This window comes from Blautia intestinihominis, assembly GCF_040096655.1.
Lineage (GTDB): Bacteria > Bacillota > Clostridia > Lachnospirales > Lachnospiraceae > Blautia_A > Blautia_A intestinihominis.
This window is the reverse complement of sequence record NZ_JBBMEI010000069.1, coordinates 1-16,581: the sequence shown is the minus strand read 5'-3', so window position 1 is coordinate 16,581 and position 16,581 is coordinate 1. Positions and strand designations below refer to the sequence as shown.

Here is a 16,581-nt window from a genome sequence, read left to right as displayed (position 1 = left end):
AGGCTGACTACGATCTCAATCTTGATCTTCGGCAGCAGGTTCATATCCATCTCAACACCACGGTAGTAGGAACGGGAACCTTTCTGTACACCGCATCCCATAACGTTTGTGATGGTGATACCGGTAACACCGATCTCATTCATTGCATGCATGAATTCTTCAAGTTTGCTCTGTCGTGTGATGATAACAATTTTTGTCAGTTTATGTACGCCTTCCTTCGGAAGTTCCGGAATGGTGGTTGCAACTTCAGCAGGTGCAACATTTGCGGAAGTGTTTGCGGAAGGAGCTGCTTTTGTAACACCCATAGGTGTTGGAACAGTCATAGTGTCGTGTACAACGAATCCGTCGTATGCACTTGTAAGACCATGTTCTTTGGAGTCCAGACCTTCGATCTCTTCTTCAGCAGTTACACGAAGACCAACCGTATGTTTGATCGCCTGGAAAATGATCGTCATAGTAACAGCAACCCATGCGATGGTGATGATCATACCGATAAACTGTACACCAAATCCGTGGAAACCGCCGCCTACGAGGAGACCTTTCCATTCCGTACCTGTACCATCGGAGAAAAGACCAACAGCAAGAGTACCAAAGGCACCGTTTAATCCGTGAACGCCGACAGCACCAACCGGGTCATCGACTTTGAGTACTTTGTCAATAAATTCAATACCAAATACTACAACAAAACCAGAAGCGATACCGATGATAGCTGCAGATGTAGGAGAAACGGTATCACAACCTGCTGTGATCGCTACCAGACCTGCAAGAGATCCGTTGAGGGACATGGAAACATCAGGTTTTTTGTATCTTACCCATGTGATAAGAAGAACAGTGACAGTTGCAACAGCTGCTGCAAGGTTAGTAGTTACGAAGATCTTACCTGCACTTACGATAGCATCGCCTTCCATGCTGACGGTAGATGCACCGTTGAATCCGAACCAGCAGAACCAGAGGATGAATACACCTAAAGCACCGATGGTAAGGTTATGTCCAGGAATCGCTTTGGACTTGCCGTCTTTTCCGTATTTGCCGATACGAGGTCCAAGGATGATGGCACCGATAAATGCTGCAACACCACCGACCATATGTACTGCACAGGAACCTGCAAAATCATGGAAGCCCATCTGGCTGATAAATCCGCCGCCCCAGATCCAGTGTCCGGATACCGGGTAAACGATCAGGCTGATCAGGAAACTGTAGATACAATAGGAAGAAAATTTAGTACGTTCTGCCATGGCTCCGGATACGATCGTAGCGGAGGTTGCACAGAATACTGTCTGGAAGATCAGAAATGCCCAGAACGGAACGCCGTCAGGAAGCATTGCGGAACCATAATTTGCCTCTGTGGCAATGCCGCCGATCTTTCCGAAGAATCCGTTTCCTGCTCCAAACATGATCCCGAATCCGACGATCCAGAAAGTAGGAGTACCGATACAGAAGTCCATAAGGTTTTTCATGATGATGTTACCAGCGTTTTTTGCTCTGGTGAAGCCGGTTTCTACCATTGCAAATCCGGCCTGCATAAAGAAGACAAGCGCGGCGCCAAAAAGCACCCATATAGTGTTTACTGATGAATACATAAAGTTACCTCTCTTTCCCTAAAAAGTTGACAAGATTAGTGTGGCTTCAATATTCAGAAAAGGCGCGAGAATGAAATTTCATCATTTTCGCGCCTTTACGAATCAAGTATATGTAAAACAGGGGATACCGTATCGTGTGATTAATGGATGAGGAAATCGATAATGAATTATGAAGTAGTTCATGTTTCATGAGATATCCCCTGGTTTTACCGGTATGAAATTGTCTGTTGTCCTCTGAATCAGTCAGAGATGGAGAATAACAGTTTGCCGTATGTCGGATATGGAAGGATAGAATCCGGGATCAGAGCTTCTGCTGCATCAGCGGAAACACGAACTTTTTCCATATCGGTAAGTACAACACTCTGATAGAGTTTTGCACTCTTGAGAAGATTTTTGTCGACTTCGTATTCTGCCATTGCAGTATCCTCTTTGAGTCTTTCCAGATCTTTGACCATGGTCTCAGAAAGTTCTGTCAGTCTGGTAAGAAGTGCAGCTTCTGCGGATACGGAGATATCCGGAACGACTGATTTCTTAAGTGCTGCAGTCTGAGCCAGTTTTTCCATATATGTAGTAACTGCCGGAAGAAGATCTTTCTGGATGATCTCAACCATAGTGCCGGCTTCGATATGAAGTGTCTTTACATAGTTCTCAAGCTTGATCTCATAACGGGAATGAAGCTCTGCATGTGTAAAGATGTGATGGCTGGTAAGAAGTTTTTCATTCTTTTCATCGGTGAAGTGCGGCAGTGCATCCGGAGTAGATACCAGGTTGTAGAGACCGCGTTTTTCTGCTTCTTCGATCCATTCATCTGTATAACCGTTTCCGTTGAAGATGATACGTTTGTGTTCTTTGATGGTCTTTTTGAGTAATTCATGAACAGCGGATTCCATTCCGTCAGCCGGAACATCTTTGAGTTCCCCATAGAACTGGCTTAATACTTCAGCAACAGCAGTGTTGAGGATGATGTTCGGGTTTGCTACGGAAGAAGAAGATCCAAGCATACGGAACTCGAATTTGTTTCCTGTGAATGCGAACGGTGAAGTACGGTTTCTGTCTGTGTTGTCTTTTACGAAGTGCGGAAGTACTTTTGCTCCGATATCCATCTGAACAGCACCGTGTCCAACGAAGAATTCGTCGTTTTCGATCGCTTTGAGTACTTCTGTCAGCTCATCGCCAAGGAAGATAGATACAACTGCCGGCGGAGCTTCGTTTGCACCAAGACGGTGATCGTTTCCTGCGCTTGCAACAGAGATACGGAGAAGATCTGCGTAATCATCCACTGCTTTGATGACTGCTACAAGGAATACCAGGAACTGTGTATTTTCTGCAGGTGTTTTGCCAGGATCAAGAAGGTTGACACCTGTGTCTGTGCTCATGGACCAGTTGTTGTGTTTACCACTTCCGTTGATTCCTTCGAATGGCTTCTCATGGAGCAGGCATACCATGTTGTGTTTGGCAGCTACTTTTTTCATGATCTCCATTGTCAGCTGGTTGTGGTCAACTGCTACGTTTGTGGTATCGAATACAGGAGCCAGCTCGTGCTGTGCAGGAGCAACTTCGTTATGTTTTGTTTTAGCCGGAATTCCAAGTTTCCAGAGCTCTTCGTCCAGGTCATGCATGTAAGCAGATACACGAGGTTTCAGGGTTCCGAAGTAGTGGTCTTCCATTTCCTGTCCTTTTGGAGCCGGAGCACCGATCAGGGTACGTCCGCAGAAGATCAGGTCTTTTCTCTTATTATAGAGGTCTTTGTCTACCAGGAAGTATTCCTGTTCCGGACCAACGGTGGTATCGATATGTTTTACTTCTGTATTTCCGAGAAGGCGGAGGATCTTGACAGCCTCTTTGTTCAGGGTATCCATGGAACGAAGAAGAGGTGTTTTCTTATCCAGTGCCTCTCCGCTGTAGGAGCAGAATGCAGTCGGGATATAAAGGGTACGGTCTTTGATGAATGCCGGTGATGTAGGGTCCCATGCGGTATATCCTCTTGCTTCAAATGTAGCACGAAGACCGCCTGACGGGAAACTGGATGCATCCGGCTCGCCTTTTACAAGTTCTTTACCGGAGAATTCCATGATCACCTGTCCGTCGCCTGTCGGGGAGATGAAGCTGTCATGTTTTTCTGCGGTGAAGTTTGTCATTGGCTGGAACCAGTGAGTGTAATGGGTAGCTCCATGTTCGAGAGCCCATTCTTTCATGGCAACTGCAACGGAGTTGGCAACATCAAGTTCCAGGTGTGTACCATTCTCGATCGTTTTTTTCAGTGCCTTGTACATGTCTTTCGGTAATTTCTCACGCATGATCTTGTCGTTAAAAACAAGACTGCCGTAGATTTCAGGAATGCTCTGTGCCATAATAAAATCTCCTTTCAATGCTCCATTAATCTTAATTTCGTAATTAAATAAAAACTCTCAGATAAACAAAAAAGGCGCCTTGGATTTTGTTTTCCAAAGCGCCGTTGCTTATGTGTTGTAGTATACACAAAAAAATCTGGATGTCAACAACTTTTTCGAAAAAATTTTCAAATTTTTTGTTTGGACGGATGAATTTATTTGTATGCTTTTTTGAGGGGACAAGGGTTGACAAATCACTTTCTTCTATTATAATTTCACTGTGAAAAGCACTTCAGAAAGCATTTGAAAAGAATGGGAGGAAATTCTGATGGCAGAATTAAAGGAAGCCTGCGGCGTATTTGGTATGTACGATCTGGATGGAGGGAATGTGGTTCCCTCTATTTATTATGGTCTTACATCTTTGCAGCACCGTGGACAGGAGTCCTGCGGACTTGCAGTTTCCCGCACAGAGGGCGAAAGAGGAAACATCCAGTTTCATAAGGATCTCGGACTTGTAAGTGAAGTCCTTCGTGAGAATACTATCCGCAATATGGAAGGAGATCTTGGCATCGGTCATGTACGTTATTCAACGACAGGAGCATCGGTAGCAGAGAATGCACAGCCGCTTGTCCTGTCCTATATTAAGGGAACACTTGCACTTGCACACAATGGAAACCTGATCAACACACCAGAACTGAAATGGGAACTGATCCAGAATGGAGCGATCTTCCATACGACTACGGACTCAGAAGTCATTGCGTTCCATATAGCGAGAGAGCGTGTACACACCAGGACAGTAGAGGATGCCGTTCTCAAGACCGCGCACAAACTCAAAGGTGCTTATGCACTTGTGGTCATGAGCCCGCGTAAACTGATCGGTATCCGTGATCCGCTCGGACTGAAACCGCTCTGCCTTGGCAAGAGGGATAATACCTATGTCCTCGCATCCGAAAGCTGTGCACTGACCTCTGTCGGCGCAGAGTTCGTAAGAGATATCGAACCAGGAGAGATGGTCACCATCTCAAAGAAAGGCATCGAATCCAACAAAGAACTCGCCGGCGGTAAACATGCACACTGTGTATTTGAATATATTTATTTTGCAAGACTGGACAGCGAGATGGATGGCGTCAAGATCTACGATGCACGTATCCGCGGCGGTAAATCTCTTGCAAAATCTTATCCTGTAGAAGCAGATCTTGTGGCTGGTGTACCGGAGTCCGGCATTCCGGCAGCCAAGGGATATTCCGAAGAATCCGGCATTCCATTTGGATTTGCTTTTTATAAGAACAGTTATATTGGACGAACCTTCATTAAACCGACCCAGGAAGAGCGTGAATCCAGCGTTCACCTCAAACTGAGCGTGCTGGAATCAGCAGTTAAGGGTAAGAGGATCGTTCTGGTCGATGACTCTATCGTAAGAGGAACCACGATCGCGAACCTGATCCGTATGCTCAAGAAAGCCGGGGCACTGGAAGTGCATGTACGTATCAGTTCTCCGCCGTTCTTACATCCATGTTATTTCGGAACAGACGTACCGTCCAATGACCAGCTGATCGCTTCCAATCACAGCACCGAAGAGATCCGCAAGATGATCGGTGCAGATTCCCTTGGATACATGCAGAGTGAGTTCCTGGAGGGAATGGCAGGAGGACTTCCTCTCTGCAAGGCATGTTTTGACGGAAATTATCCGCTGGATGTTGAGGCAGAACTGAATAAGAAGATCGACTGCGGCTGTTAAACTGTCACTGATTTTGGCAGAATGTGCAGGAAAAAAAGATAAAAAAATGCGATTTATATAAAAATTACATATTTACAAAGTGTCCAAAATACGGTATAGTAATGCACATATTTAAGAGTCGTGTCTGACAAAGGCGTCAGAGGCAGATAAGGGTAAACCAGCCCCTTCATCCGCTTCTGGCGCTTTTTCTTTTATCAGACAAATATGTGTAACACAGATGGAGGAGGAAATCACAATGTCAGTTAAATATGTTTTTGTTACAGGCGGTGTTGTATCCGGACTGGGTAAAGGGATCACGGCAGCGTCCCTGGGAAGGCTTCTCAAGGCAAGAGGTTATCAGGTGACCATGCAGAAATTTGATCCTTATATCAATATCGATCCGGGAACCATGAACCCGATCCAGCATGGAGAGGTCTTTGTTACTGATGACGGTACAGAGACAGACCTGGATCTTGGTCATTATGAGAGATTTATCGATGAAAGCCTTGATAAAAATTCCAACGTGACAACCGGTAAGATCTACTGGTCAGTCCTGCAGAAAGAGCGTCACGGAGATTTTGGAGGAGGGACAGTACAGGTCATTCCTCATATTACAAATGAGATCAAGAGCCGTTTTTACCGCGCCAAATCACCGGAAGAAGAGAGAATCGCGATCATCGAGGTCGGAGGAACCGTTGGTGACATCGAGAGCCAGCCGTTCCTGGAATCCATCCGTCAGTTCCAGCATGATGTGGGACATGACAATGCAATCCTCATTCATGTAACCCTGATCCCATACCTCAAAGCTTCTGAGGAAATGAAGACCAAACCGACCCAGGCAAGTGTCAAGGAACTTCAGGGAATGGGAATCCAGCCGGACGTTCTGGTATGCAGAAGCGAACATCCGCTGACAGATGAGATCAAAGGCAAGATCGCACTGTTTTGTAACGTACCGGTCAGCCATGTATTACAGAACCTTGATGTAGAATATTTATATGAAGCTCCTCTTGCAATGGAAAGAGAAAAACTTGCCGATGTAGTTCTGGAATCCTTGAGACTTGAGAACCGCAAACCGGATCTTACCGAGTGGACAGAGATGGTCAACGATCTGAGAAATCCGGAGAGCACAGTAAACATTGCAATGGTAGGAAAATATACACAGCTCCATGATGCCTACTTAAGTGTTGTGGAAGCTCTGAAACACGGCGGGATTTCCTGCAGAGCCAAAGTAGAACTGACCTGGGTGGATTCTGAAGAATTAAATGAGAAGAATCTCGACCAGACACTTCATAATGTAGACGGTATCCTTGTTCCGGGAGGATTTGGAAACAGAGGTACAGAGGGAATGATCCTGGCAGCACAGTATGCCCGTGTCCACAAGATCCCGTACCTTGGGATCTGCCTTGGAATGCAGATGGCGATCGTAGAATTCGCCCGCCACGTATTAGGATACGAAGATGCAAACAGCATCGAGCTGAACCCAGCTACCAAACATCCGGTGATCGCACTGATGCCGGATCAGGAGAGCGTAGAAGACCTTGGAGGAACTTTAAGACTTGGAAGCTATCCATGTGTACTTGCAGATAACTCCAAAGCACTGGAACTTTTTGGAAAGAAAGAGATCCAGGAACGTCACAGACATCGTTATGAAGTCAACAACGCATTCCGTGAAGAGCTTGCTGCGAAAGGCATGACGATCGCCGGAACTTCCCCTGACGGACATATCGTAGAGATGATCGAGATCAAGGATCATCCGTTCTACGAGGGAACCCAGGGACATCCGGAATTCAAATCCAGACCGAACCATGCACATCCTTTATTCCGCGGCTTTGTAAAAGCAGCAGACGCATACGCAAAGGAGAAAGAAAGCAGGAAACAGCAAAATAAAGAATAATATAATTTTTTTTGATAGAGAGGACGAAGATTATGCAGGAAGTAACGAGAGAAGAACAGGGCCTGTATCGCCAGGAATTTGAGCATGACAACTGTGGTATCGGCGCAGTTGTCAACATCAAAGGAAAGAAAACACATGAAACTGTTGCGAATGCTCTCAGGATCGTAGAACATCTGGAGCATCGTGCAGGTAAGGATGCAGAGGGAAAAACCGGTGACGGTGTTGGTATCCTTCTGCAGATCTCCCATAAATTTTTCAAAAAAGCCTGTAAGAAAGAGGGCTTTGATATCGGTGAGGAAAGAGAATATGGTATCGCACAGTTCTTCTTCCCGCAGCACGAGATCAAACGCGCCCAGGCAAAAAAAATGTTCGAGATCATCGTGGAAAAAGAAGGACTGGAGCTTCTCGGATGGAGAAACGTTCCTGTGATCCCGGAGGTCCTCGGACACAAGGCAAGAGAGTGCATGCCATGCATCATGCAGGCATTCATCAAAAAACCACAGGATGTCGAAAAGGGTCTCCCATTCGATCGTATGCTCTACATCGCACGTCGTGAGTTTGAACAGAGTAATGACAACACTTATGTTGTTTCTATGAGCAGCAGAACGATCGTTTACAAAGGTATGTTCCTGGTCGGACAGCTTCGTACTTTCTTTGCAGACCTGCAGAATTCGGAGTATGAATCCGCGATCGCAATGGTACATTCCAGATTCAGTACCAACACAAACCCAAGCTGGGAGAGAGCACATCCGAACCGTTTCATCGTACACAACGGAGAGATTAACACCATCCGTGGAAATGCCGACAAGATGCTCGCCAGAGAAGAAAATATGGAATCTCCATACCTCAAAGGCCAGCTTCACAAAGTCCTTCCGGTCGTAAACCGCAACGGTTCCGACTCTGCAATGCTTGACAATACACTGGAATTCCTTGTAATGAGTGGTATGGAACTTCCGCTTGCAGTCATGATCACGATCCCGGAGCCATGGGCATACAACGACACGATCTCCCAGGAGAAGAGAGATTTCTATCAGTATTATGCAACCATGATGGAGCCGTGGGACGGACCGGCTTCCATCCTGTTCTCCGATGGTGATGTGATGGGTGCAGTCCTTGACCGTAATGGTCTTCGTCCATCCAGATATTATATTACTTCCGACGGCTATATGATCCTTTCTTCTGAGGTCGGTGTCATGCCGGTTCCGGAAGAGAAGATTGTTCTCAAAGAACGTCTCCATCCGGGCAAAATGCTCCTGGTAGATACTGTTCAGGGAAAAGTCCTCGACGATGATGAACTGAAAGAAAAATACGCAAAAATGCAGCCGTACGGCGAATGGCTGAACAGTAATCTCGTACAGCTTAAAGACATCAAGATCCCGAATATCCGTATGGAAGAGTACACACCGGAACACCGTGCACGCCTTCAGAAAGCGTTCGGATATACTTACGAACAGTACCGTACCTCTATCCGCAACATGGCATTAAACGGAGCAGAGAGTATCGGAGCCATGGGTGTAGATACCCCGCTTGCTGTCCTCTCCAATGAGCACAGACCTTTATTCGACTATTTCAAACAGCTTTTTGCACAGGTAACAAACCCGCCGATCGATGCGATCCGTGAAGAGATCGTTACCTCCACAAGCGTTTATGTAGGTAAGGACGGAAACCTTCTGGTACAGCAGCCGGAAAACTGCCATGTACTCAAGATCCTTCATCCGATCCTCACAAATACAGACATGCTCAAGATCAAAAACATGAAGGCAGATGGATTCAAAGTTGCTGTTGTATCTACTCTCTATTATAAGAGTACGAAACTGGAGAGAGCGATCGACCGTCTCTTCGTGGAGGTTGACAAGGCATTCCGTGACGGCGCAAACATCCTCGTACTTTCTGACCGTGGAGTAGATGAAAACCATATGCCGATCCCGTCTCTTCTGGCGGTATCCGCAGTACATCAGCATCTCGTAAAAACCAAGAAGAGTACTTCCCTGGGTCTGATCGTAGAATCCGGCGAGCCGAGAGAAGTCCATCATTTCGCAACTCTTCTCGGTTATGGTGCAAGTGCAGTCAACCCATATCTCGCACTGGAAACGATCCGCGAGCTGATCGATACCCATATGCTGGATAAAGATTATTATGCAGCAGTTGAGGATTATAACCACGCAGTCTTAAGTGGCATCGTCAAGATCGCATCCAAGATGGGTATTTCTACGATCCAGTCTTATCAGGGATCTCAGATCTTTGAGGCAATCGGTATCTCTAAGGATGTTATCGATAAATACTTTACAGGAACTGTAAGCCGTGTAGGCGGAATCACACTGGAAGATATCGAGGAGAACGTAGACAGACTTCACTCTGAAGCCTTTGATCCGCTGGGACTGAACACAGACTTGACACTTGACAGTGTCGGTGCACACAAGATGAGAAGCCAGGGAGAGGAACACCGCTACAATCCGCAGACGATCCATCTCCTTCAGGAATCTACAAGAACAGGAAGCTATGCACTGTTCAAAGAATATACAAAAGTCGTAGACCAGGAAAGCCATGGAGCCCTTCGTGGACTTCTGGAATTCAATTATCCGGAAAAAGCGATCCCGATCGACGAAGTAGAAAGCGTAGATGAGATCGTAAAACGTTTCAAGACAGGTGCGATGTCCTACGGATCTATTTCCCAGGAAGCACATGAGACACTTGCGATCGCCATGAACCATCTCCATGGAAAATCCAACACAGGTGAAGGTGGAGAGAGTGATGAGCGTATCGCTTCCGCAGGAAGTGAAAATGACCGCTGTTCTGCGATCAAACAGGTTGCCAGCGGACGTTTCGGTGTTACCAGCAGCTATCTGGTATCCGCAAGAGAGATCCAGATCAAGATGGCACAGGGTGCAAAACCAGGTGAAGGCGGACATCTTCCGGCAAAGAAAGTTTATCCGTGGATTGCAAAGACCCGTCATTCCACACCTGGCGTAAGCCTGATCTCCCCGCCGCCGCACCACGATATCTACTCTATCGAGGACCTGGCACAACTGATCTATGACCTTAAGAACTCAAACGTTTATGCAGATATCTCTGTAAAACTTGTTTCTGAGGCCGGTGTAGGTACAGTCGCAGCCGGTGTTGCAAAAGCCGGAGCACAGACAGTCCTGATCTCAGGATACGATGGAGGTACCGGTGCAGCACCGAGAAGTTCCATCCACAATGCAGGACTTCCGTGGGAACTTGGTCTTGCCGAGACACACCAGACCCTGATCATGAACGGGCTCCGTAACCGTGTTCGCATCGAGACAGACGGTAAACTGATGAGCGGCCGTGACGTTGCCATTGCAGCACTTCTCGGTGCAGAGGAATTTGGTTTTGCGACAGCTCCGCTTGTAACCATGGGATGCGTCATGATGCGTGTCTGCAACCTGGATACCTGCCCGGTCGGTGTGGCAACACAGAACCCGGAACTTCGTAAACGTTTCCGTGGAAAACCGGAATACGTAGAAAACTTCATGAGATTTATCGCTCAGGAGTTGAGAGAATATATGGCACGCCTTGGTGTTCACACTGTCGATGAGATGGTAGGACGTACAGACCTCTTAAGACAGTCTGTGGAAGCTTCCCAGGCAGAGCCGCACAAAGGCAAAGTTGACTTAAGCGCGATCCTCGATAACCCATATGCTGGAAACGGACAGAAAGTGACCTTCGATCCAAAGGCAGTTTACAACTTCGAACTGGAAAAAACTCTGGATGAAAAAGTCCTTCTCAAGAAATGCGGCAAAGCGATCGCCAAAGGTGAACATATCGAACTCGATGTAGACGTAACAAACACAGACCGTACCTTTGGTACGATCCTCGGTGCAGAGATCACCAGACAGACCGGAAAGGGACTTCCGGATGACACGATCGTGATCAACTGTCACGGAGCCGGCGGACAGAGTTTCGGTGCTTTTATCCCTAAGGGTCTTACACTGAACCTTACCGGTGACAGCAACGACTACTTCGGAAAGGGACTTTCCGGTGGTAAACTGATCGTCAAAGTTCCGGAAAAAGCAGCTTACAAACCGGAAGAAAACATCATCATCGGTAACGTTGCACTCTACGGTGCTACCAGTGGATATGCATTTATCAACGGTGTTGCCGGAGAACGTTTTGCAGTCCGTAACTCAGGTGCTTACGCAGTTGTAGAGGGTGTCGGCGAGCACGGATGCGAGTATATGACAGGCGGTCGTGTCGTAGTCCTCGGACGCACCGGAAAGAACTTCGCAGCAGGTATGAGCGGCGGTATCGCTTACGTACTTGATGTTGAGAACAAACTTTACAAAAACATCAACAAGGCAATGATCTCTATCGAAAAAGTAGAGAACAAATATGATAAGAAAGAACTTCGTGATCTGATCGAAGCCCATGTTGCGGCAACAGGCTCCAAACTGGGTGCAAAAGTGCTTGCTGACTTTGATGCTTACCTGCCGCACTTTAAGAAACTGATTCCGAACGAATATAAAAAGATGCTTACACTCAGCGCCAAACTGGAAGAAAAAGGACTGACAAGTGAGCAGGCACAGATGGAAGCATTTTACGAAAGCATCGGAGCAAAGCATTAAGGAGGATGAGGAAACATGGGAAAGCCAACAGGATTTTTAGAATATAACAGAGAGACAGCCAAAGTACTGCCGCCAAAGGTCCGGATTGCCAATTTCAATGAGTTCCGGACTCCACTCAGCAAAGAAAAACAGAAACTTCAGGGGGCACGCTGCATGGCATGCGGCGTTCCTTTCTGCCAGTCAGGAATGATGCTCGGAGGAATGGCATCCGGCTGTCCTCTGCACAACCTTGTTCCTGAGACAAACGATCTGGTATATACAGGAAACTGGAAACAGGCATATTTGAGACTTTCCAAGACACACAGTTTTCCGGAGTTTACTTCCAGAGTGTGTCCTGCACTCTGCGAGGCAGCCTGCACCTGTAACTTAAACGGAGAGCCGGTTTCCACAAAGGAAAACGAAAGAGCGATCATTGAGACCGCTTACAAAGAAGGCTGGGTCCAGCCGCAGAAACCGAATGTCCGCACCGGCAAGACCATCGCCGTGATCGGAAGCGGTCCATCCGGACTTGCAGCAGCACAGCAGCTCAATAGACGAGGCCACAGTGTTACAGTTTATGAAAGAAGCGACCGCCCGGGCGGACTTCTCCGCTACGGTATCCCGAACATGAAACTGGAGAAATCTGTAATAGACAGAAGAATCCGTCTCATGGAAGAAGAAGGAGTAAAATTTGTCCTCAATACAAACGTGGGCAAGGACATCAAGGCAGAAGACCTGCTGAAACAGTATGACAGAGTCGTGCTTGCCTGCGGAGCTTCCAACCCGCGTGACATCAAAGTGCCTGGAAGAGAGGCAAAAGGGATCTATTTCGCAGTAGACTTCCTCGGAATGGTCACAAAGACACTTCTCGACAGCAACTTCGAAAAAGTTCCATATGAACTGGCAAAAGGCAAACATGTCCTTGTCATCGGTGGTGGTGATACAGGAAATGACTGCGTAGGAACTTCCGTCCGTCTTGGTGCAAAATCTGTGACACAGCTTGAGATGATGCCGAAACCGCCGGTTGAGCGTGCTGCAAACAACCCGTGGCCGCAGTGGCCGAGAGTCCTCAAGACAGACTACGGCCAGGAAGAAGCGATCGCAGTCTTCGGACATGATCCACGGATCTATCAGACAACCGTCACCGAATTTATCGCTGACAAAAAAGGCAATGTGTGCAAGGCAAAGATCGTAGACCTCAAAGCACAAAAAGACGAAAAGACCGGAAGGATGATGATGGTTCCGGTTGAGGGAAGCGAGAAAGTGATCCCTGCAGATCTGGTCCTGATCGCAGCAGGATTCCTCGGAAGCCAGAAATACGTAACCGATGCATTTCACGTAGCGATCAATGGAAGAACAAACGTTGAGACAAAACCGGATGCCTACGCAACTTCTGTACCGAGAGTCTTCACAGCTGGCGACATGCACAGAGGACAGTCTCTGGTCGTATGGGCGATCCGCGAGGGCCGCGAAGCCGCCAAAGCCGTAGATGAATCCCTGATGGGTTATACAAATCTCTGAAAAAAGACGTTGACAAAGACCATGCCGGTTGCTATAATACCTGCATGAACAAAGGCGTTCTTTTGGAGGGTAAACCTTCCGAAAGTACGCCTTTTTTGTTTTTATTTTCAATAGATAAGGAGAGAATGGCATGGGGAATTATACCAGAGAAGAAATATTACAGATGGTTGAGGAGGAAGACGTAGAATTCATCCGCCTTCAGTTTACTGATATGTTCGGTGCGATCAAGAATATCGCTGTTACGACCCGGGAACTTCCCCGTGCGTTAGCGAATCAGTGTATGATCAACGGCGAACAGATCGCAGGGATGGATCCTGAAAAGGGATCTGATCTTTATCTTCGTCCGGTGCTGGATACGTTTGCTATCCTGCCGTGGCGTCCGCAGCAGGGAAAAGTTGCGAGAATGATCTGCAATCTCTACTGGCCGGATGGTACACCATACAAAAACAGCCCGAGATATATTCTTGAGAGAGTAGCCGAAGAGGCGGAGCAGGAAGGATATACCTGCTACATCGATCCGGAGTGTGAGTTTTTTCTTTTCCACACAGACGATAATGGCAATCCGACAACCGTAACACACGAAAAAGCAGGATACCTGGATATGAGTCCGCTGGATCTTGGCGAGAATGCAAGACGTGACATGGTGCTGACTCTCGAGGATATGGGAATGGAAGTAGAATCCTCCCATCATGAAGCAGCTCCGGCACAGCATGAGATTGATTTCAGCTATGGTGAGATCCGTGATATCGCAGACTGCATCATGACATTCAAGATGGCAGTCCGTATTGTTGCAAAGCGTCATGGCCTTCATGCAACTTTTATGCCGAAGCCAAGAGCAGAGGTAAATGGTTCCGGAATGCACATCCAGTTTTCTGTATTCAAAAATGGAAGAAATCTGTTTGAAGACGCAGATCATCCGGGAGAATTAAGTGAAGAGGCCCGTTATTTTATCGGAGGACTTCTTGCACACAGCAAGGAGATGGCACTGATCACTAATCCTCTCGTGAATTCCTACAAGCGTCTTGTTCCTGGATATGATGCACCGACAGAACTTACCTGGACAGAGAATAATCAGAATTCACTTGTCCGCATCCCTGTGACAAGAGGAGAGGGAACAAGAGTGGAACTGAGAAGTCCGGATGCATCTTCCAATCCGTACCTGGTGTTTGCAGTATGTCTTGCAGCCGGACTGGATGGGATCCGAAACAAAATTTCTCCTACAAAATCGTCAAATATCGCAACACAGGATCAGGAGACAGAGCATCTTCCGGAAACACTCAAAGATGCGATCGAGCTTTTTGAAAACAGCACCTGGATCCGGGGAATACTGGGCGAAGAATTCTGCAGGACTTATCTTGCACAGAAGAAAGATGAGTGGCTGCGTTATACCAGACAGGTAACTGACTGGGAAGTAGAAGAATACCTGTATCGCCTGTAAGCATAAGACAAAAAATAGGAGAACACTTGTATGAGCAGCATTGTGATCGCATTACCCAAAATCGAAGATGCAAAAAAAATCCGTGCGGTTCTGGCGCGGCACGGATTTACCGTTGCATCTGTATGTACAACCGCATCAAATGCTCTGTCAAGTGCTTCCGAACTTGGAAGCGGCGTACTGATCTGCAGTCATCGGCTTCCGGATATGAATTATCTTGATCTTTCAGAGTGTATGCCAAGAGATTTTGAAATGCTGCTTCTTGCGTCTGCAAGAGTGATCTGTGAAGTGCCGACATCGATCCTGTCGGTACAGATGCCGGTCAAGGCAAGCGACCTTGTCAACACAGTAAATATGATCCTGACGCAGCAGGAGCGAAGAAAAAGAAAAGAAAAAAAGAAACCAAAGGCACGATCCTGGAAAGAACAGAACTATATATCCAATGCAAAAATGATGCTGATGCAGCGAAATCATTTAAGTGAAGATGAAGCCTACCGTTATATCCAGAAATCCAGCATGGATTCCGGAACGAACATGGTAGAAACAGCACAGATGCTTTTGATGCTTTTATATGATGAATAATAATAGAAACTTTTAAGAGACTTATAATATGGAGGATGAGGAAATGGAGTTTTTGGATGGTACATGGAAAAAAGAAGTTACTTCGTGGGAAGCACTGTTAGGAGAGGAACTTCTGGATCAGGAAGTTGTTCTGGAAGGAGCCGTTCACAGCATCCGAAATATGGGCGATGTTGCGTTCGTGATCCTCAGAAGAAGAGAGGGACTTTTTCAGACTGTTTTTGAAAATGAAAAGGCAAATCTTTCCATTCATGATCTCAAAGAGGCAATGACACTTCGCGTGAAAGGGATCCTGAATGCAGAAGAACGTGCGCCTCATGGAAGAGAGATCCGCATCAGAGAAATTGAGATCCTGTCACAGCCGGCAGAGCCGATGCCGCTGGCGATCGACAAATGGAAATTAAACACATCTCTGGAGGCAAAACTGAATTTACGTCCGATCGCACTCCGTAACATCCAGGAACGTTCCAAATTCAAGATCCAGGAAGCGCTGACACGTGCTTTCCGTGATTACCTCTATGAGAACGGTTTCACAGAGATCCACACACCGAAGATCGGGGCAAGAGGAGCCGAGGGTGGAGCAAACCTTTTCAAATTCAGCTACTTCCACAAACCGGCGGTCCTCGCACAGAGCCCGCAGTTCTACAAACAGATGATGGTCGGTGTGTTTGACAGAGTATTTGAGACAGGACCGGTATTCCGTGCAGAGAAACACAATACCAAACGTCACTTAAACGAATATACCAGCCTTGACTTTGAGATGGGATACATCGACAGCTTTGAAGAGATCATGGCAATGGAAACAGGATTTCTTCAGTATGCAGTAGCACTTCTTCAGAAAGACTACGCAAAGGAACTTCAGATCCTTAAAGTACAGCTTCCAAAAGTCGACAAGATCCCGGCCGTTCGTTTTGACAAAGCCAAAGAACTGGTTTCCGAGAAATATAACCGTAAGATCCG

The 16,581-nt window shown here is 46.9% G+C and carries 9 protein-coding genes; 7 read left to right on the top strand and 2 right to left on the bottom strand.

Annotation, left to right across the window (positions count from 1 at the left end):
• Together WMO75_RS15740 and WMO75_RS15735 are read right to left on the bottom strand one after the other, a co-directional pair.
• Positions 1-1,580, bottom strand: a 1,580-nt coding sequence (locus tag WMO75_RS15740) for an ammonium transporter (RefSeq protein WP_349078464.1), incomplete at its 3' end; no start/stop codon positions are given.
• Between the two features lie 239 nt (positions 1,581-1,819).
• On the bottom strand, positions 1,820-3,931 hold the full coding sequence (locus tag WMO75_RS15735; protein ID WP_227221886.1) for a glutamine synthetase III family protein: 2,112 nt from the start codon (positions 3,929-3,931) through the stop codon (positions 1,820-1,822).
• A gap of 307 nt (positions 3,932-4,238) precedes the next feature.
• On the opposite strand from WMO75_RS15735, the gene purF reads away from it, so the two are divergent.
• From purF to WMO75_RS15700, 7 genes are all read left to right on the top strand, one after another.
• A complete protein-coding gene (purF, locus tag WMO75_RS15730; RefSeq protein WP_118252294.1) occupies positions 4,239-5,648 on the top strand; it encodes an amidophosphoribosyltransferase in 1,410 nt (469 codons plus the stop codon).
• 235 nt (positions 5,649-5,883) lie between these two features.
• The gene (gene pyrG, locus WMO75_RS15725) at positions 5,884-7,521 is read left to right on the top strand and encodes a CTP synthase (RefSeq protein ID WP_022214749.1); all 1,638 of its coding nucleotides are present in this window, start codon (positions 5,884-5,886) and stop codon (positions 7,519-7,521) included.
• A 32-nt stretch (positions 7,522-7,553) separates the two neighbouring features.
• Complete coding sequence (gene gltB, locus WMO75_RS15720; RefSeq protein ID WP_303223021.1) at positions 7,554-12,107, top strand: glutamate synthase large subunit; 4,554 nt, start codon at positions 7,554-7,556, stop codon at positions 12,105-12,107.
• A gap of 15 nt (positions 12,108-12,122) precedes the next feature.
• Positions 12,123-13,607: a glutamate synthase subunit beta gene (locus WMO75_RS15715; protein WP_022214751.1), complete on the top strand. Its 1,485-nt coding sequence runs from the start codon at positions 12,123-12,125 to the stop codon at positions 13,605-13,607.
• 130 nt (positions 13,608-13,737) lie between these two features.
• Entirely contained in the window at positions 13,738-15,045 is a 1,308-nt protein-coding gene (glnA, locus tag WMO75_RS15710) for a type I glutamate--ammonia ligase (RefSeq protein ID WP_118252291.1), read from the top strand.
• Positions 15,046-15,075: 30 nt separating this feature from the next.
• Positions 15,076-15,624 carry an ANTAR domain-containing response regulator gene (locus WMO75_RS15705; RefSeq protein ID WP_022214753.1) on the top strand — a complete coding sequence of 183 codons (549 nt, stop codon included), beginning with the start codon at positions 15,076-15,078 and terminating at the stop codon, positions 15,622-15,624.
• Positions 15,625-15,667: 43 nt separating this feature from the next.
• The coding region (locus WMO75_RS15700; RefSeq protein WP_349078465.1) for an amino acid--tRNA ligase-related protein at positions 15,668-16,581 on the top strand (914 nt) is incomplete at its 3' end.